Here is a 16,911-nt window from a genome sequence, read left to right on the forward strand (position 1 = left end):
CGACGTGCCCGGCGGCGGTCGTTTCCGTGGCTGTGAGACCCGCGCCGGGCCTCAGCGTCGGCGGCCCCGGCGCAGGGCCCGCAACGCGTCGAGCTGGAGCACCCGCCGCAGCCGCCACGCACCGGCGAGATACCCGGCGGTGCCGAGCACCGCGAGCACCGCGAGGGTGACCGGCCCGGAGTCGAGCACCGCGCGGGCGATCAACGCCGGCACGCCGAAGCACGCCACCGCGAGGCCGGCGGCGGCGAGCGTGCCCCGCCCGAACGGGTGCATCCGGTACGCGTGGTGCAGCTGCGCCAGCGGCACCAGGTTGGTGATCAGGATGGACGCCGACCAGGCGACCGCCGCCCCCATGATGCCGAAGCGCGGGATGAGCAGCACGTTCAGCACCACGTTGACCAGGGTGCCGGCCAGCGCGTTGTAGAACGTCCAGGACGTGCGCCCGGCCATGTTGAGCACCGTGTCGACCATGCCGCAGCCGGTGGCCACCAGCATCGTCAGGGCCAGGAACACGGTCACCCGCGCCCCGGCGGAGTATCCCTCGCCGAACAGGTGCAGCATCGGCTCGGCGAACACCGCGAACAGCAGGTACGCCGGCCAGGCCAGCAGCACCAGCCAGCCCGTCGCGGCCTGGTAGAGCCGGCCCGCCGCGTCCCGGTCGTCGCGCACCAGGTGCTCGGCCAGCCGGTGCTGCACGGCGGTGGACAGCGCCTGCCCGGAGAGCTGCCCGAGGGCGAGGAACCGGGTGGCCGCCGTGTAGAGCGCCGCCTCGGACAGCCCGCGCAGCGCGCCCAGCAGCACGATGTCGAGCCGCTGCACCGCCATCTGGGCCAGCCCGCTCAGCGCCCGGGGCCCGCTGTAGCGCCAGTACGGCCCGAACTCCTCGCGCAGCGACACCGCCGGCACCTGCGCGCCCCGCTCCGCGCGCCGCACCAGCCGGGCCAGCCACACCGTGGCGACCAGGCCGGCCGGCAGGTAGGGCGCGACCCAGGCCAGCGGCAGCGCCGTCGTCGCCGAGAGGCCGAGGAGGGCGGCGAGCCCCACCCCGGCCACCTGCAACCCCGTGCGGCCGAGGCGTTCGATCAGCAGCAGCGGGCGCATCTTGCCGAAGCCCCGGCAGGCGGCCAGGGCGAAGTCGCACAGCGCGGCCACCGGCACGAAGACCAGCAGCACCCGCAGCGCGCGCACCGCACCGGGCACCGGCTCGTCGAACGTCAGCGCCACGATCCGGGGGGCCGCCCACCAGCCGGCCACCGCGATCAGCGTGCCGACCCCCAGCACCGGCAGCAGCCCCACCAGCACCGACGCGCGCAGCCGCTCCGGCTGGCCCAGCGTGCGGTAGCGGCTGATGAAGTAGACCGAGCCGACGCCGGTGCCCAGCCGCGCCGCCGCGTACGCGATCATGAAAGCGCTGGTGGCGGCGAAGAAGAGGCCCGCGTCGGACATGGACCAGCCGCGGGTGACGATGATGTTCAGGCCGAACCCGGCGACCGCCGCGACCGCCACCCCGAGCAGGTTCGCGACCCCGTGCCGCGCCGCGCCGCCCAGCTCGCCGGCGGCCGACCGGGCCGGGGCTACCGTCGCCACGACGGCACGCGTCCCCACCAGGTGCTCAACCGCTCGTCGTACGGGGCGAAGTGCTCCTCCAGGCGGGTCCGCAGCGCCGGATCCATGGGCGAGCGGGACCGCGCGTTGTGCTTGCCGAACGAGATGTCCGCCCAGTGCGGCAGGCCGAGGAAGTCGCACACCGCGTCGAACGCCGGCCGGGGCTCGGCGAAGAAGTCGTCCGCGTCGATCACGTGCAGCCGGTCCCGACCGAAGATCGACTCAAGGCGTTCGAGCTGCTCCACGTACTGGCCCCGGGTCAGGTACGCGTTGTGCTGGAAGTGGTGGCTGTGCGCCGTCGGGTCGGCGAGCAGCCGCTCCCGCTCCCCGGCGATCCGCTCCTGCTCCAGCTCCAGGGCCCGCTCGAAGCCCTCCGACTCGAAGCCCCGCGCCGCCTCGTGGGTGTGCGCCGAGTACGCCCGCTCCACCGGGTCGCGCAGCAGCACCAGCAGCCGCACCCCCGGCAGGTCCTTCGCGATCCGCTCCCCCGCGAGCGGGTGGAACATGTAGTACGGGCTCGACTCGCCGGTCACCCCGCGCACCCCGACCTGCGCGCGGACCGCCTCGGCCCGGCGCACCGTCGGGAAGTGCCCGAGATACCAGTCCATCCCCCGGTCGTAGCCGGTGTCGAAGTAGTGCACGCCCTTGTGGTAGACCGCCGGCAGCACCGCCGGATGCTGCGACAGGGTCTTGAACAGCGAGGTCGTGCCGCAGCGCTGGGCACCCACGATGAGGAAGTCGGGGGCGAGCCGCGACCCGGCGGTCCACCGGCCGTACGTCCGGCTCACCGACCGCACCGCGCGCCGCGCCTGTGCCTTGACCAGCGTCACTTCGCCACTCCTCCCGCACCCGGCCGTCCGGCCAGGTGTTCCTCCACCGCCGGCAGCAGCCAGGCGTCCACGTGTCCCAGCCGCGCCCCCGCCTCGGCCTGCCGGTCGCGCAGGTAGCGCGCCGCCAGCTCGACCAGGTAGAGCACGGCCACCAGGTCGGCGACCCCGGCCGGCTGGCCGAACGGGGTCAGGTCGTCGGTCGCCCCGGCGATCAGCCGCGCCGCCGCCGCCCGGGGCTCCACCCCGGCCCGGGTGATCGCCGTCTGCACCCGCCGGTGCAGGGCGTCGAACCCCAGCGGCACGTCGTCGGCGAACCGCTCCCAGTCCCACACCAGCACCCGGCCGTCGGCCAGGGCGGCGCTGTTGCCGCCGTTCCAGTCGCCGTGCCAGGCCCCCAGGCCCAGCACCGGGTCGACGCGGCGCACCTCGTCCAGCACCGCGCGCAGCCGGGCCGCCTCCGGCCGGTCCCCCAGCGCCGCCAGCTCGGCCCCGAGCCGCCGGTCGTGGGCGCTGCCCGCGTACGGGCGGTGGTCCACGCCGACGCAGCGGCTCACCGCGACCATGGCGGCCCGCTCCGCCTCGGCGGCCGGCGCGGGCGCGGCCCGGGGCAGCCCCACCGGCAGGGCGCTCTGCACCAGCAGCGCGTGCCCGCCCCACACGCCGTGGTGCAGCACCTCGGCCACCTGCACGCCGGGCACGGCGAGCGTCGCCAGCCGGGCCAGCGCCGCCGCCTCCGCCTCGACCAGGGCCCGGGTGAGCGGGTCGACGCCGAGCTTCGCGTACCCGATCGGGACGCCGGCGGCGTCGAGGAGCTGGACCACCGGCTTGCGGTTGGCCCGCGCCGGCCCGATGTGGATGCTCAGCAGCGCCGGGCGGCCCAGCACGGCGGCCAGGTGCGCGTCGAGCGCGCCGCCGCCCGAATCGCCCGCGTTGCCGCCCGCGTCGACGACCAGCCGGTCCCGGAACGCGAGCCGGCCCAGCCCGGTGCGGAACGCGGTGGCCAGCACCGCGCGGCGCAGCCGGGCCTTCGCGCTCTGCGCCTCCGTGGAGTGCCGCACCGCGCCGGCCGCCGCCCGTCGGGAGCCGGCCGGCACCAGCAGCCGGGGCCGCGCGGCCGACGGCACCACCGCGAACCCGGCCCGGCCGCCGCGCCGCAGCGCCGGTCGCGCCGGTGCCGGCCAGACCAGACCGGCCAGCTCCGGCAGGTACGCGCCGCGCGCGTCGGCGCCGGGGGGAGGGGTGAGCATCAGCGGAACCGCCGTTCGGGCCGGGCACCCGGCGTGGCCGGCGCGGACGCGGCCTCGACGGCGGCGAGCCGGGCCTCGCGGCGCTCGGCGCGCAGGTGCAGGTCGTTGCGGGCGAGCAGCGCCACGCTGATCAGCCCGTACGCCAGGGTGGTGTTCAACGAGCCGTAGAGGAACTGGAAGAACAGCATCAGGATCAGCACCAGGCTGCCGGCGATGCCGATCGGGGTGTTGTCGTGGCGGAACCGCCACAGGCACCACAGGAAGAACGCGCTGTAGCAGAACGCGCCCACCCAGCCCTGGCCGGTCAGCAGGTTCCACACCTGCCCGTTGCTGCCCAGCTCCCGGTTGCCGCACTGCTTGCACTCGGCCGACTTGCCGATCGCGATCGACCGGTTGCTGCCGATCAGGGCGCGGTTGCCCCCGTAACCGAGCACCGGCGAATGGTTGGCCGCCTCGACCGCGCCGCTGGACAGGGTGGCCCGGATGTCGTCGCTGTGGCCGTTGGCCATCCGCTCGTTGAGCAGGTCGCCCAGCGGGGACGCCAGCACCGCCACCCCCATCAGCCCGCTCGCCAGCGCCAGCCCGACCAGCACCACGACCCGGCCGCGCAGCGCCAGCCGCACCGCGACGTACACCGCGCCGACCACCAGCCCGATCCACAGCCCCCGGTTGAGCGAGTAGACGATCGGGAAGACGGCGGCGACCACCACGAGGTAGCCGGTGAGCCGGCGCGGCCCCCGGCCGAGGACCACCCAGCCGACGATGAACCAGATCAGCAGGATCGCCATGTTCTCGCCCCAGGTGTTGGTGTATTCGAAGGGGGCGGCCGGGCGGGGCGAACTGGCTTCCCCGGCGAGCACCTCCTGCACCTGGGCGACCTCGACGTGCATCAGCCGGTTGACGAACGGTTCCTTGGCGATGGCGGCGGGCAGGATGTAGTTGAGCGGCGCGACGAACTTGAGCTGCGGGAACAGCGCGCCGACGTACCCGCCGATGACGGTGACCACGGCCATGAAGCCGAACAGCTTCACCAACCGGCCCCGGGGCAGCTCCCGCTCGCTGAGGTTGAGGACGTAGAGCATCGTCACCGTCAGGGCGGTGTAGTTCATCACCCGGATGCCCCAGCCGATGAATCGGCCGGAGCCGCTCGGGGGGAGCGTGTTGGGTGCGGTGATGCCGAGCATCAGCCCCGAGAGCACCACCCAGGCCAGCAGGATCAGCCAGATCCCGAAGCCCGGCGGCACCTTCACGTTGCCGCGCCGGTAGAGCTGGAACGCCATCGGGATGGCGAGGATGGCGAAGATGAACGAGGGCAGGCCCAGCGCCCACCACACCGGGTAGAGCACGAAGAGCGCGGTCACCGGCCAGGCGACGGGCAGCCGCAGCGACCAGCGCCGGGCCGGCTCCGGCGGGTGCTGCGCGGGGTGCTGCGGCGGGCCGGCCGGACGCCGTCCCGCCGGTGCCGGCTCGGGTCCCGGTGCCGGCCGGAGCGGGGCGGCCATGGTCATGTCACGCTGACCTTGGCGGTCTTCGGGGCGTAGATCACCCAGGCCGGGCCGGGCTGCGGCCGGACCTGGAAGCCGCCCTCGTCGGTGACGTTGCAGACCAGCTTCTGCCCCGGCTTGCTCCACTGCGCCTTGGCGCTGGACGGGCCGGAGACCACCAGCGCCGCCCCGGAGCCGTAGACGTTCGCCCCGGGCAGCGAGCGGGGGCTGGGCTTACGCACGGTGAGCGTGCGGTATTCCATCGTGAGCACCACCACCGAGGCGACGCTCACGGTGACCTTGCCGACCCTGCCCCGCCACGACGCGCTGGCCGCGTCGTACGCCCAGGTCTGCGTGGGGTGCCCAGGGGCGGCGATCGTCAGCTTGCCGGCCGGGGCGACGCCCTGGCTGGCAAGCGGCGCGCCCGGGGTGGCGTGGTCGAGGACGGGGGTCGGCGCGGCGCCGCCCTTCGGGGCCGCCGCCCGCAGCGCGGCGGTCGACGCCTGACCCGACGGGAACGCCCCCTCGCGCTGCGTCGGGGTGACGCCCTTCAGCTCGGCGGCGGCGAACTGGTTGAGGAAGCCGGTCGGCCCGCCCGCGTAGCCGACGAAGGGGTGCAGCACGCCGACGGTACGGATGTCCACGGGGCGGATCTCCGCGACCGGGCCCACCTTCGCGGCGTCCCGGGACTGGTAGACCGCCGTCAGGTGCAGGCTCTCCGACTCGGCGAACTCCTGGTAGACCACGTCGGCCTCGGCCAGCCCGACGGGGCTCGTGCCGGGCGTCACCCGCACCGGCACCACCACCGCCTGGCGGCCCGCGACCTCCTCGGCGACCGGCTTGCCCGACAGCGGCGCGGTCGGCAGGCTCGGGGTCGGGGTGGGCCGGGGGGCCGGTGAGCCCGGGTCGACCACGTTGGTGGCCCCGGGCGGCTGCTCCTCGGCGCAGCCCGCGCCGAACGCGGCGACCAGCGCCACCGAGAGCGTGCTGCCCAGGGCGCGCCGGCGGTTCACTCCCTGTCCTCGACCGGGTCGAGGGCCATCGAGTATCGACCCGGGTCGACACCGTCGGAGTCCCGCGACGACCGGTAGACGGTGGACTTGCCCGGGGGCTTCGGCTGCGTCGTCGGCCGGGCCGGCGGAACCGGCTTCGGCGGGACGGGCGGCGGGCCCTGGACCGCCGGGGGCGGCGTCGGCGGCCTGGCGGAGGCCTGCGGGCCGGCCGGCGGATGAGCGTCCCGGCCGCCGGCCGAGGGGCGGGCGTCCCGGCCGCCGCCCGACGGGCGGGTGTCCCGGTTGCTGGTGGCGGGGCGGGGCAGGATCATCGTGGACTCGATGTTGGGCGGGCCGGCCTGCGACGGCACCGCCGGGTTGGGCCGTGGGCGGGGCGACGGCGGGCCGTCGCGCCGCGCCGCCGGGGCCGCGGGCGGGGCCGGGACGCGCTCGGCCAGCCGGGGGGCCAGCACCGCGCCGAGCACCGGCGCGTCGACCTGCTCGAACTGGTGGATCGCGGCGGTGATCTCGCTGCTGCGGGTCTGCCCGCCCTCGATCACGAGGATCACCCCGTCGACGTGCCGGGCCAGCGCCTGCGCCTCCACCGCCGCCGTCGGCTGGGCCGTCTCGATCAGCACGTGGTCGAAGCGGGCGGCCAGCTCGCCGAGGACCTCCAGCATCATGGCGACGGGCAGCTCCACCTCGGTGTCGAGGGCACCGGGGAACAGCACCCGCAACTGGCCGAGGCCGGGGGCCGGGGTCAGCGCGGTCAGCGCCGACACGTCGTGGCGCAGCACGTCGGCGAGGGTGTGCCGGGGCTTGATCCCGCCGAGCATCGTGGGCAGCGGGGAGTCCCGCTTGGTCGTCACCACCGCGACCTGCGCGCCGGTGCGGGCGTACGCGGCGGCGAGGTTGCCGACGACGAAGCCGGCCGCCGGGCCGGGCGAGGTGTCGGTGAGCAGCAGCTGGCGGCCCCGGCCGGGCTGCGGCTCGGGCATGGTCGACAGCAGCACGTTGCGCAGCCGGCCCAGCTCGCGGGAGACCTCGTGCCCCGCCGGCAGGATGGTCAGCCCGGCCTGGCCGGTCGGCAGCTCCAGCAGCATCGGCACGCCGAGCCGGTCGGCGACGTCCCGGCCGCGCCGCACGCGGGTGTCGAGCCGGTCCAGCACCAGGGCGACCACGATGCCGAAGAGCAGACCCGCGCCGAGGCCGCTGGCCAGGTTGAGGGTCGTGTTCGGGGAGCTGGGCTTCCGGGGCAGCGGCGCGTCGGAGATGATCTCGCCGGGGTCGAGGGCGGTGCTCAGCAGCGGGCTCAGCCGGCTGTTGAGGCTGGCCAGCTGGTTGGTCAGCACGTTGCGGTCGGCCTCGGCGCGGGCGCGCTCCACCGAGTTCGGCGGCGCGGCGGCGATCTTGCCGGCGACGGCGGCGAGCTGCTTGTTGGTCTCGGTGATCTGCTGCTTGAGCGCGGTGGTCTCGTTCTCCAGGGACCGGGTGGCCGTGGCCAGCCGCAGGTCAAGGTAAGCCTGGGCGAAGGAGTGCGAGCCCGCCTGCGCCGCCTCGGGGCTGGCCGCCTCGAACGCGATCTGGAGCACCTGGCTGTTCGGCGGCACCGTCACCGACAGCGACCGGACCAGATCCTCGGCGGGGAGGTCGGTCTTCAGCAGGGCCTGGGCCCGCTCGGCGACCACCAGGGAGCGGACGACCTGCGCCTCGGTGTCGAGGTTGACCTTGGCCCCGGGGTTGGCGTCCGGGCCGACCTGGCGGACCAGCAGCGACGTGGTCGACACGTAGGTGCGGGTCTGCACCTGGCTGACCAGCATGCCGGCGCCCGCGCCGAGCAGCGCGGCCACCACGAGGATCCACCACCGGCGGCGTAGCCACTCGAGGTAGGTCATCAGGGTGGGGCCGTCTGAGTCGCGCAGATCGGCGTGGTGAGACGAGGGCATCGGGGTGTGTCGCTCCCTTTGGACCGGACCGGCCAGTCGTCCGTGACGGACGGCGTCACGGCGGAAACCTGAGTCTCCCTGATCCGGGCGGTCAGGGGAAGCCGACGAAGCGTCGCTTTCCAGCAACGGCGTCGCAAGGGAGGATAGGCGGGTGCGGTTTTGCTACCACATCCAGAGCCACCGGTCGCCGGAGCAGCTGAACCGGCTGGTGCACGCGGTGAAGAAGTACAGTCCCGACAGCATTGTGCACGTCAGCCACGACGTGAACGGTGCCCCGCCGGACCTCGCCGAGCTGCGTTCGATGACCGACGTCGTCGTGCAGATGCACGAGGGTGGATACGGTGACTTCAGTCATGTCGACCGCTACATGGCCGCCGTCGACTGGCTGAACGACGAGGGGGTGCAGGTCGACTGGCTGGTGAACATCACCGGTCAGGACTACCCGCTGCGGCCCCTCGGCGATTGCGAGGCGGAGCTGGTCGACTCGGGTGCCGACGGGTTCATGGAATATTGGGACGCCTTCGGGCCGGAGAGCCACTGGCCGCGCAGCCGGGTCCGCTCCCGCTACCACTTCCAGCACCGCCGGGTGCTGCCGCTCAGCCCCCGGGGCAAGAAGCTGCTCCGCCCGCTCCAGGCGGTCAACCGGGTGCAGCCCCTGGTGCGGGTGCACGTGTCGTACGGGCTGGCCCTCGGCCGCCGCGCCCGCACCCCGTTCGGCCCCGACCTGCGGCTGCACGGCGGGTCGGCGTTCTCCTCGCTGAGCTGGCCCGTGGTGGCGTACCTGCGGGACTACTTCGACCGGCGACCGGACGTGGTGGACTATTTCCGACACTGCCTCTCCCCGGTCGAGGCGGTCTTCCAGACGATCGTGTGCAGCGCCGACCGGTTCAACCTGGTGCCGGACTGCAAGCGCTACTTCGACTTCCGCAACAGCACCTTCAACCACCCCAAGTCGCTGACCGCCGAGGACCTGCCCCTCGCGCTGGCCAGCGGGGCGCACTTCGCCCGCAAGTTCGACTACGAGCGGGCCCCCGAGCTGATCGACACCCTCGACGCCCACCTGGCCGCCGGGGTGTGAGGGGCGGCGCCCGTCAGCGGTAGCCGTAGCGGCGGCGCAACGGCCAGGTCATGGCCCCGACCAGGCGGCGGGGCCCCGGGGCGTACTCGCGACGCCACTTCTCGTCCAGCGCCAGCGTGATCGGGCCGCTGCGCATCCGGATCCGGCCGCCGGCCACCGCGTGCGAGCCGGCCTGCTCGAACTCGTTGTCCCGCAGGAACTCCAGCGGGTCGACGACCTCGGTCACGTCGGCGGTCAGCGCCGCGATCCGGCCCAGCTCCCCGCGCGGGTCGCGGACCAGGTCCTCGTACCGGACGGTGACCCGGGGCACGCCCCGGCGGCCCAGCGCGGCGACCATCGCGTTGACGGTGACCCAGCGCCGGGCGGTCAGCCGCGCCGACCGCTGGTTCATCCGGCCCTTCGTCGAGGTGCCCTCGGGCAGCTCCACCACCTGGCTCCACGAGTACGCCACCCCGCGCGGGTCGCGCAGCACGTGCACCAGCCGCAGGTCGACCTGCGGGGCGCGGGCCAGGATGTACGCCAGCGAGGGGCGCTTGGTGGAGTCGACCACGACCCGCGCCCCGGACACCTCGGCCACCGCCCGGTAGAGCGGGGTCAGCAGCTCGGTGTAGCGGTCGAGGTCCCGCCGGAAGGCCGTGGACATCCCCGGGTTCACGATCAGCGGGATCTTGGCGGTGGCGTCGACCCGGCTCTGCAGCGCCCGCACGTCGGCCACGTCGATCTCCGACCACCCGCCGTACGCCCGGCGGCCCACCTCGCCCCAGAACGGACACGCGTCGAAGTGCTCGCCGCAGGCGCACCGGAAGTTGCGCTCGACGCCGGACTGCCACAGGTAGAACAGCTCGCCGACGTCGCAGTGCCCGACGAACTGGCCGAGCATCAGGTCGAGCAGCGTGGAGCCGCTGCGCGGCATGCCGCAGACGTAGAGGACGGTGACCGGGTCGGGGGTCACCCCGTTGCCGGCACCCTGTGCTGCCTCGGCCGTCTGGTCGGTCATCCGCGATCCCCTCGCCCCCGGTGCTGTCAGCGGCAGTCTAGGTGCGCAACGGGGGAGCCCGGCATTGGCGGAAGGTCCTGCTGGCAACCATCCGACAGGCCGGATGATGGTGAACGCCACTTATGTTTCTGTTCCGGAGGCCGCTACATTGTGGCGGCGTCGCGCCGCCCGGTCGACCGCCCCCCGTGGGCGCGTCCCGGGGCGCGGTGGGCCCTCGGGAGGCGGGTGGACGTGGAGTCTGGTGAAGTCATGCTCGTCGGTTCCAGCGGCGGGCACCTCGCCCAACTGGTGGCGCTCGCACCGTGGTACCGCGACCGGGCCCGCTCCTGGGTGACCTTCGACACCCCGGACGCCCGTTCGCTGCTCGACGGCGAGGACGTCGTCTGGGCCCACCACCCGACCACCCGCAACCTCAAGAACCTGGCCCGCAACCTGTGGCTCGCCGTGCGGGTGTTCCAGGGGCGGGACGTCGCCGCGGTGGTCACCACCGGCGCCGGGGTCGCCCTGCCGTTCGTGATCGTGGCCCGGCTGCGCGGCATCCCCACGGTCTACATCGAGGTGTACGACCGGATCGACACCCCGACGCTGTCGGCCCGGCTGTGCCGGCCGTTCCTCTCGGCGATGCTCGTGCAGTGGGAGGAGCAGCGCCGGCTCTACCCGAAGGCGACCGTGGTGGGAAACCTGCTGTGAGCCTGCCGATCCCGCGCCAGCGCGGCAACTCCCCGGCCCCCCGCACGATCCTCGCCATGGTCGGCACGGACGTGCACCGCTTCGACCGGCTGGTCGACTGGCTGGAACGCTGGCACACCGGCCGCGACGCCGCCGCGCCGGAGGTCCGCCTCGTCGTGCAGCACGGCCGCAGCCGCGCGCCCCGGGTGCCGGGCGGGGCACCGTTCCTGGCCCACGACGAGCTCCAGCGGGCGATGACCGAGGCGGACCTGGTGGTCTGCCACGGCGGTCCCGCCACCATCACCGAGGCCCGCCGGCACGGGCACCTGCCGATCGTGGTGCCCCGGGATCCGACCCGCGACGAGCACGTCGACAACCACCAGCAGCTCTTCGCCCGCCGGCTCGGCGCGGCCGGGATGGTCAAGCTCGTCGAGGCCGAGGCCGACCTGGTCGAGGCGCTCGACAAGGGCGTGGCGGACCCGCTGACGTACGCCCTCGCGGCCGACCCGGACCGGCCCGACCCCCGGGTCGCCGCCGCCACGGCGGTGGGCCGGATCGTCGAGGACCTGGTCCGTGCCAGCCGGGCGCCGGGCCGGCGCAGGTGGTGGCGGTGAGCGCCCGGGTGCTGTTCGTCGGCGGGCTGGGGCGCAGCGGCTCCACCCTCCTGGAGCTGATCCTCGCCCAGCACCCCGACGTCTGCGCCGTCGGCGAGGTGGTGCACCTGTGGGAGCGGGCGCTCGGCGGCGACGAGCGGTGCGGCTGCGGCGAGCGGTTCACCGCCTGCGACTTCTGGCAGCGCGTCGGCGAGCACGCCTTCGGCGGCTGGTCGGCGGTCGACCGCGCCGAGGTGCTGGCGCTCAAGGACGCGGTGGACCGCACCCGGCACATCCCCCGGCTGGCCCGCGCCGAGCTGCCCGCCGCGCAGCTCGACGAGGTGCGCCGCTACGCCGACCTCTACACCCGCATCTACGCCGCCGCGATGGCGGTGACCGGCGCGCGGCTGGTGGTGGACTCCAGCAAGCACGCGTCCACGGCGTTCGCGCTGCGCTGGGCCGACGACCTCGACCTGCGGGTGCTGCACCTGGTGCGGGACAGCCGGGCGGTGGCCTACTCGTGGGCCAAGCAGGTGCGCCGGCCCGAGGTGGTCGACGCCGAGGCGTACATGCCGACCTTCTCGCCGTTCACGGTGAGCAAGCTGTGGACGGCGCAGAACGCCGCGTTCCACTTGCTGGCCACCCGCGCGCCGGTGGTCCGGCTGCGCTACGAGGACTTCACCGCCGACCCGCGCGGCACGGTCGCCCGGCTGCGCCGCTTCGCCGGCCTGCCCGACGACCCCGAGGCGCTGCGGGTGCTCGACCCGTCGCCCGCGCCGCTGCGGCGGGCGCACAGCATCGCCGGGAACCCGCTGCGGTTCAACGCCGGCCCGCTGCGGGTCCGGCAGGACGACGCCTGGCGTACGGCCCTGCCGTCGCGCAGCCGGGTGGTGGTGAGCGCCGCGACGCTGCCCCTGCGTCTGCGGTACGGATACGTCGGCCTCGGCCGCCCGGGTTCCACGGAGGCACCATGACCGAGCCGGTGAACGACGCGGGCGCGACGGCCGAGCCGGGCGCGACGTACCCGTCGGTGACCGCCGTGGTCCCCACCCGGGACCGCCCCGAGCTGCTGCGCAAGGCCCTCGACGCGATCCTCGGCCAGGACTACCCGGGCCGGGTCGACGTGGTGGTCGTCTACGACCAGTCCGAGCCGGACCGGTCGCTGGCCGACGACCCCCGGGTCACCGTGCTGGTCAACCAGCGCACCCCCGGCCTGGCCGGCAACCGCAACACGGGCATCCTGGCCGCCACCGGCGACCTGGTGGCGTTCTGCGACGACGACGACGAGTGGCTGCCCGGCAAGCTCGCCGCGCAGGTGGCGGCGCTCGCCGCCGCCGGCGACGGCGCGTTCGTGAGCTGCGGCATCCGCGTCGACTACGACGGCCGCCAGGTCGACCGGGTGCTGCCCGTCGACCGGGTGCCGCTGGCCGCCCTGCTGCGCGACCGGCACACCGAGCTGCACCCGTCGACGTTCCTCATCCGCCGGGACGCGCTGCTCGACGGCATCGGGCTCGTCGACGAGGAGATCCCGGGCAGCTACGCGGAGGACTACGAGTTCCTGCTCCGGGCCGCCCGGCACGCCCCGCTGGTCAACCTGGCGCAGCCGTACGTGACGGTGCGCTGGCACAAGCGGTCATACTTCGCCCAGCGCTGGGAGACCATCTCCGTGGCGTTGCAGTGGCTGCTCGGCCGCTACCCGGAGTTCGCCACCGTGCCGGCCGGCGAGGCCCGGGTCAGCGGGCAGATCGCGTTCGCCCAGGCGGCGCTGGGCAACCGGGGCGAGGCCGTGCGCTGGGCGCGGCGCACGCTGTCGCGCAACCCCCGGGAGCCGCGCGCGTACCTGGCCCTGGCCGTGGCCAGCCGGGCCGTCGACCCCGACCGCGTCCTGCGTACGCTGCACAAGCGCGGCCGGGGCATCTGAGCCTCGTCAGGAGGCGGCGCACCAGGCTCGCCACGCCTCGCGGCTCGGCGCGTCGAGGAGCCGGAAGTCGCCGCCGGCCACCTCGTAGTCGTAGTACGCCACCCACAGCGGGCGCTGCCCGTCGAGGTAGCGGCTCATCGACCGGATCCATGCGGCCCGGCCGGTGCCGCTGCTGTCCCCGGCGATGCGGACGCTGCCGGTCTCTGCGAGCCCCCACGGCTTGCCTAGCGCCTTCGACTTGTTGATCATCGGGGTGAAGACCTGCGCCGGGTCGGTGTACCTGTTGTATTTCCCGCCGCTGTTGTAGCAGTCCCAGCCGAGCACGTCGATCGCGTCCCCGCCCGGCCAGTAGTCGTCGAAGCTGCGCCGGGAGTTCGGGTTGAGCGTCCAGCACATCAGGATGAGCGTGGACCGCAGCCGGGCGTTGCCGGCCCGGTCGGCGAGGCCGGCGAGGCGCTTCCACGCGGACCGGTACTGGGCGGCCGTGTACGAGCCGCGCTCGATGTCGTCCTCCGGCTCGTGGAAGTAGGACCAGTAGACGTCGAGGTCCCGGGGCACGGAGCGGAACCAGGCGGCGAGCCGCGAGTCGTGCCTGCCGGCGGCCACCTCACCGGGCGGGGCCTTGAACGAGACGACCACCGTCCGGTCGGCGACGTCGGCGCGGGAGCCCGACCAGGACGGCGGCAGCCCCGGATAGAAGACCCGGACCATGCGCAGCGGGCCGTAGCTGCGGTCGGACCGGGCGAGCCCGGCGGCGAAGCTCTCGCCGTTCTGCAGGTAGATGCTCGCTCCCGGCAGCGTGTTCCGGCTGCCCGGGAAGCCACCCGAGGTGGCCCCGCCGCTGACGCTCGGGCTCGGCGAGCCCGACCTGGGGCCCGCGCCGAAGCCCTCGTTGCCGCCCGGCGTGGGGCGGCTGCCGGTGGCTGCCGGGCCGAGGCCGGCCTTGCCGCCGGTGGCGTCGGTGCCCGTCGGTGCCGGCCGGCCGGGCAGGTCACCGTTGGTGGCGAGGGCGACCGTGGTGCCCAGCACGAGCGCGCCGGCGGTCAGCGGCAGCAGCCACCAGCGGCCGAGCAGCAGCCGCCGCCGGCGACGGGGCGGGTCGGGCTCGGGCGGGGCTGGCGCGAGGGTGGGCGCGGCGGTGGGGCCGGTGCTCATGACCCTCCTCGGATCGGCGGTGCCGGAAGCGGGCGTCGTCAACGGTAGCGGTCGATGGCCGCGAGCAGGGACCCCGCGTGCTCCGGCCGGCACACCAGCAGGTCCGGAAGGCGCGGGTCGTCCCGGTTGTAGCGCAGCGGCGAGCCGTCGATCCGGGACGCGTGCATGCCCGCGCCGAGGGCCACGGCGACCGGGGCCGCCGAGTCCCACTCGTACTGGCCGCCGGCGTGCACGTACGCGTCGACCTCGCCGGTGACCACCGCGCAGACCTTCACCCCGGCCGAGCCCATCGGCACCGCCTTGGCACCGATGCCCTCGACCAGCTCGCTGACGAACGCGGGCGGGCGGCTGCGGCTCACCGCGATCCGCAGCGGCCCGTCGACGGCCGGCGCGGCCGGGACCCGGTTGCCGAGCACCAGCGGCGTGCCGTCGGGGCCGGTCCGGGCCGGCATGCCGACCGCGCCCGCGACCAGCGCGCCGTCCGGGCCGGCCGAACGCTGCCACAGCGCCACGTGCACCGCCCAGTCGTCGCGCCCGGACTCGGAGAACTCGCGGGTGCCGTCCAGCGGGTCGATGATCCACACCCGGTCGGCGGTGAGCCGGGTCGGCCGGTCCCCGGCGGACGGGTCGTCGGCCCAGGCCCGCCGGCTGTCCGCCTGCTCCTCGGAGAGCACCGCGTCGGCCGGACGCCACCGGGCCAGGGCCGTCGACATCAGGTCGTGGGAGACCTTGTCGCCGGCGTCCTTGAGCGCCTTCGCGTCGGCGAAGCCCTGCTCGGCGCGGAGCGCGGTCAGCGCCACGCCGGCCTCGCCGGCCAGCCACTCGGCGAACGCCTGGTCGTCGAGCCGACCCGTACCGTCCTCGGTCACGTGAAACTCACCACTCCTCCGGTGCCACCGCCGGACCGTCCTGCGCCGTCCGGCGGACGCCATCCTTCGGCGGTCGCGCGGTCGCGGCCAGACACCGGTCCGATAATCGACAACGAGTGTCCCGCACCTTCGGTGCTCCCCGCGTCGGCCGTTCGCCGCCCGTGGACTGCCCGCATGTTGAACTTGGCGTGTATGCCGGTCGGAGCGCCCGGGCCAGGCCCTAGGCTCGTCCGCATGACCGCCGAGCAGCTGATCTCCTTCGCCCGTGGCGCTCCCTCGCTGGACATCGTCGATGTCGAGGGGCTCAAGGCCGCCGCCGTCCGCGCCTTCGACGCCGACCCCGCCGGGGTCACGGCGTACGGCACCTCCGTCGGGTACCCGCCCCTGCGGAAGTGGATCGCCGACAAGCACGGCGTCGAGGCGGACCAGGTGCTCGTGACCAACGGCTCGCTCCAGGCCGACGCGTTCCTCTTCGACCACCTGGTCCGGCCCGGCGACTCGGTCGTGGTGGAGCGTCCCACGTACGACCGGACGCTGCTCAACCTCCAGCGGATGGGCGGCGAGGTCCACGGCGTGACCGTCCAGCCCGACGGCCTGGACACCGCCGAGCTGCGCAAGCTGCTGGAGTCCGGGGTACGCCCCAAGCTCGCCCACGTCATCCCGAACTACCAGAACCCGGCGGGCGTCACGCTGTCGCTGGACAAGCGGCGGGAACTGCTCGACCTGGCCGCCGAGTACGGCTTCACCCTCTTCGAGGACGACCCGTACGCCGACATCCGGTTCCGGGGCGAGCCGCTGCCCTCGATGCTGTCGATGGACACCCGGGGCGTGGTGGTGCACGCCTCCAGCTTCACCAAGACGGTCTGCCCCGGCGTACGGGTCGGCTACCTGGTCGGGCCGGCGGACCTGATCGGCGACATCGCGAAGAAGGCCACCAGCCTCTACATCTCGCCGGGCATGGTGTCCGAGGCGATCGTGCACCAGTTCTGCGTCTCCGGCGACATCACCCGCTCGATCGAGAAGGTCAGCACCGCCCTCGGCGAGCGGGCCCGGGTGCTCGCCGAGTCGCTGCGCCGGCACATCCCCGAGGCGCGCTTCGTCGAGCCGGACGGCGGTTACTTCCTCTGGGTCGAGCTGCCCGAGGACGTGCTGGTCGACCGCCTCGCCCCGGCGGCGGCCGAGCGTGGCGTGGCGGTCGTCAAGGGCAGTGACTTCGTGGTCGACGGCGGGCAGCACGCCCTCCGGCTGGCCTTCTCGGCGGTCACGGCCGACCGGATCGACGAGGGTGTTCGTCGACTCGCGGAGGCGATGGCGGCCGTTCGGGGCTGATTGCCTGTCAGTTTGGTCACAACACGGTGGTGTGGGCCGGGTGGGGTCTCCCGCCCGGCCGATCCACGGCCCACAATGCTGCGAGCGCCGTTCACACCGGCCGGCCTGCCTGCCCCGACGCGGGCCCGGCGGCCCGGCCGGCGGCGCGCGAGGCATCACCCCCGCCCCCAAGGGCGTCGGGTGGGCCGGGCCGCCC

The 16,911-nt window shown here is 74.6% G+C and carries 15 protein-coding genes; 6 read left to right on the forward strand and 9 right to left on the reverse strand.

Features of this window, described 5'->3' with window-relative positions; translation table 11 throughout:
* Window positions 1-51: 51 nt before the first annotated feature.
* From LPU61_RS20400 to LPU61_RS20425, 6 genes are read right to left on the reverse strand one after another with little or no spacing between them, the layout of a single operon-like run.
* Window positions 52-1,587 carry a lipopolysaccharide biosynthesis protein gene (locus tag LPU61_RS20400; protein ID WP_229405748.1) on the reverse strand — a complete coding sequence of 512 codons (1,536 nt, stop codon included), beginning with the start codon at window positions 1,585-1,587 and terminating at the stop codon, window positions 52-54.
* Window positions 1,575-2,435, reverse strand: coding sequence for a sulfotransferase domain-containing protein (locus LPU61_RS20405; RefSeq protein WP_043960866.1), 861 nt, complete (start codon window positions 2,433-2,435; stop codon window positions 1,575-1,577). Before LPU61_RS20405 ends, LPU61_RS20400 begins: the two co-directional genes overlap by 13 nt.
* The gene (locus tag LPU61_RS20410) at window positions 2,432-3,682 is read right to left on the reverse strand and encodes a hypothetical protein (protein WP_229405749.1); all 1,251 of its coding nucleotides are present in this window, start codon (window positions 3,680-3,682) and stop codon (window positions 2,432-2,434) included. Before LPU61_RS20410 ends, LPU61_RS20405 begins: the two co-directional genes overlap by 4 nt.
* Window positions 3,682-5,190: an O-antigen ligase gene (locus LPU61_RS20415; RefSeq protein ID WP_144420113.1), complete on the reverse strand. Its 1,509-nt coding sequence runs from the start codon at window positions 5,188-5,190 to the stop codon at window positions 3,682-3,684. The genes LPU61_RS20410 and LPU61_RS20415 overlap by 1 nt, the downstream gene beginning before the upstream one ends.
* The gene (locus tag LPU61_RS20420) at window positions 5,187-6,179 is read right to left on the reverse strand and encodes a DUF3048 domain-containing protein (protein WP_043960865.1); all 993 of its coding nucleotides are present in this window, start codon (window positions 6,177-6,179) and stop codon (window positions 5,187-5,189) included. Before LPU61_RS20420 ends, LPU61_RS20415 begins: the two co-directional genes overlap by 4 nt.
* Complete coding sequence (locus LPU61_RS20425; RefSeq protein WP_229405750.1) at window positions 6,176-8,053, reverse strand: lipopolysaccharide biosynthesis protein; 1,878 nt, start codon at window positions 8,051-8,053, stop codon at window positions 6,176-6,178. The genes LPU61_RS20420 and LPU61_RS20425 overlap by 4 nt, the downstream gene beginning before the upstream one ends.
* Before the next feature lie 202 nt (window positions 8,054-8,255).
* Here LPU61_RS20425 and LPU61_RS20430 point away from each other — a divergent pair, with 202 nt between their 5' ends.
* The gene (locus LPU61_RS20430) at window positions 8,256-9,182 is read left to right on the forward strand and encodes a hypothetical protein (RefSeq protein ID WP_043960862.1); all 927 of its coding nucleotides are present in this window, start codon (window positions 8,256-8,258) and stop codon (window positions 9,180-9,182) included.
* 13 nt (window positions 9,183-9,195) lie between these two features.
* On the opposite strand, the gene LPU61_RS20435 is transcribed toward LPU61_RS20430, so the two are convergent.
* Window positions 9,196-10,179 (reverse strand): sulfotransferase, encoded by a 984-nt coding sequence (locus LPU61_RS20435; protein ID WP_082106107.1) that lies wholly within the window; start codon window positions 10,177-10,179, stop codon window positions 9,196-9,198.
* A gap of 249 nt (window positions 10,180-10,428) precedes the next feature.
* Between LPU61_RS20435 and LPU61_RS20440 the strand changes: the two genes are divergently transcribed.
* The 4 genes from LPU61_RS20440 to LPU61_RS20455 are packed head-to-tail and all read left to right on the forward strand — an operon-like array spanning window position 10,429 to window position 13,362.
* On the forward strand, window positions 10,429-10,869 hold the full coding sequence (locus tag LPU61_RS20440; protein ID WP_043960861.1) for a polysaccharide biosynthesis protein: 441 nt from the start codon (window positions 10,429-10,431) through the stop codon (window positions 10,867-10,869).
* Between the two features lie 56 nt (window positions 10,870-10,925).
* The gene (locus tag LPU61_RS20445) at window positions 10,926-11,462 is read left to right on the forward strand and encodes a glycosyltransferase (protein WP_082106348.1); all 537 of its coding nucleotides are present in this window, start codon (window positions 10,926-10,928) and stop codon (window positions 11,460-11,462) included.
* Entirely contained in the window at window positions 11,450-12,415 is a 966-nt protein-coding gene (locus LPU61_RS20450; RefSeq protein ID WP_077935230.1) for a sulfotransferase, read from the forward strand. The genes LPU61_RS20445 and LPU61_RS20450 overlap by 13 nt, the downstream gene beginning before the upstream one ends.
* A complete protein-coding gene (locus LPU61_RS20455) occupies window positions 12,412-13,362 on the forward strand; it encodes a glycosyltransferase family A protein (protein ID WP_043960859.1) in 951 nt (316 codons plus the stop codon). Before LPU61_RS20450 ends, LPU61_RS20455 begins: the two co-directional genes overlap by 4 nt.
* A gap of 6 nt (window positions 13,363-13,368) precedes the next feature.
* On the opposite strand, the gene LPU61_RS20460 is transcribed toward LPU61_RS20455, so the two are convergent.
* On the reverse strand, window positions 13,369-14,517 hold the full coding sequence (locus tag LPU61_RS20460; protein ID WP_052503559.1) for a hypothetical protein: 1,149 nt from the start codon (window positions 14,515-14,517) through the stop codon (window positions 13,369-13,371).
* Between the two features lie 38 nt (window positions 14,518-14,555).
* Complete coding sequence (locus LPU61_RS20465) at window positions 14,556-15,386, reverse strand: 3'(2'),5'-bisphosphate nucleotidase CysQ (RefSeq protein ID WP_229405751.1); 831 nt, start codon at window positions 15,384-15,386, stop codon at window positions 14,556-14,558.
* Window positions 15,387-15,620: 234 nt separating this feature from the next.
* On the opposite strand from LPU61_RS20465, the gene LPU61_RS20470 reads away from it, so the two are divergent.
* Entirely contained in the window at window positions 15,621-16,715 is a 1,095-nt protein-coding gene (locus tag LPU61_RS20470) for a PLP-dependent aminotransferase family protein (protein WP_043960857.1), read from the forward strand.
* Window positions 16,716-16,911 lie beyond the last annotated feature (196 nt).

Source organism: Micromonospora sp. NBRC 110038, from assembly GCF_020884815.1.
Classification (GTDB): Bacteria; Actinomycetota; Actinomycetes; order Mycobacteriales; family Micromonosporaceae; genus Micromonospora; species Micromonospora haikouensis.

Coding starts and splice junctions, on each gene's coding strand:
- LPU61_RS20440 (WP_043960861.1), top strand. CDS start 10,429: ATGCTCGTCGGTTCCAGCGGCGGGCACCTCGCCCAACTGGTGGCGCTC.
- LPU61_RS20460 (WP_052503559.1), bottom strand. CDS start 14,517: ATGAGCACCGGCCCCACCGCCGCGCCCACCCTCGCGCCAGCCCCGCCC.
- LPU61_RS20445 (WP_082106348.1), top strand. CDS start 10,926: ATGGTCGGCACGGACGTGCACCGCTTCGACCGGCTGGTCGACTGGCTG.
- LPU61_RS20410 (WP_229405749.1), bottom strand. CDS start 3,682: ATGCTCACCCCTCCCCCCGGCGCCGACGCGCGCGGCGCGTACCTGCCG.
- LPU61_RS20415 (WP_144420113.1), bottom strand. CDS start 5,190: ATGACCATGGCCGCCCCGCTCCGGCCGGCACCGGGACCCGAGCCGGCA.
- LPU61_RS20470 (WP_043960857.1), top strand. CDS start 15,621: ATGACCGCCGAGCAGCTGATCTCCTTCGCCCGTGGCGCTCCCTCGCTG.
- LPU61_RS20425 (WP_229405750.1), bottom strand. CDS start 8,053: ATGACCTACCTCGAGTGGCTACGCCGCCGGTGGTGGATCCTCGTGGTG.
- LPU61_RS20455 (WP_043960859.1), top strand. CDS start 12,412: ATGACCGAGCCGGTGAACGACGCGGGCGCGACGGCCGAGCCGGGCGCG.
- LPU61_RS20435 (WP_082106107.1), bottom strand. CDS start 10,179: ATGACCGACCAGACGGCCGAGGCAGCACAGGGTGCCGGCAACGGGGTG.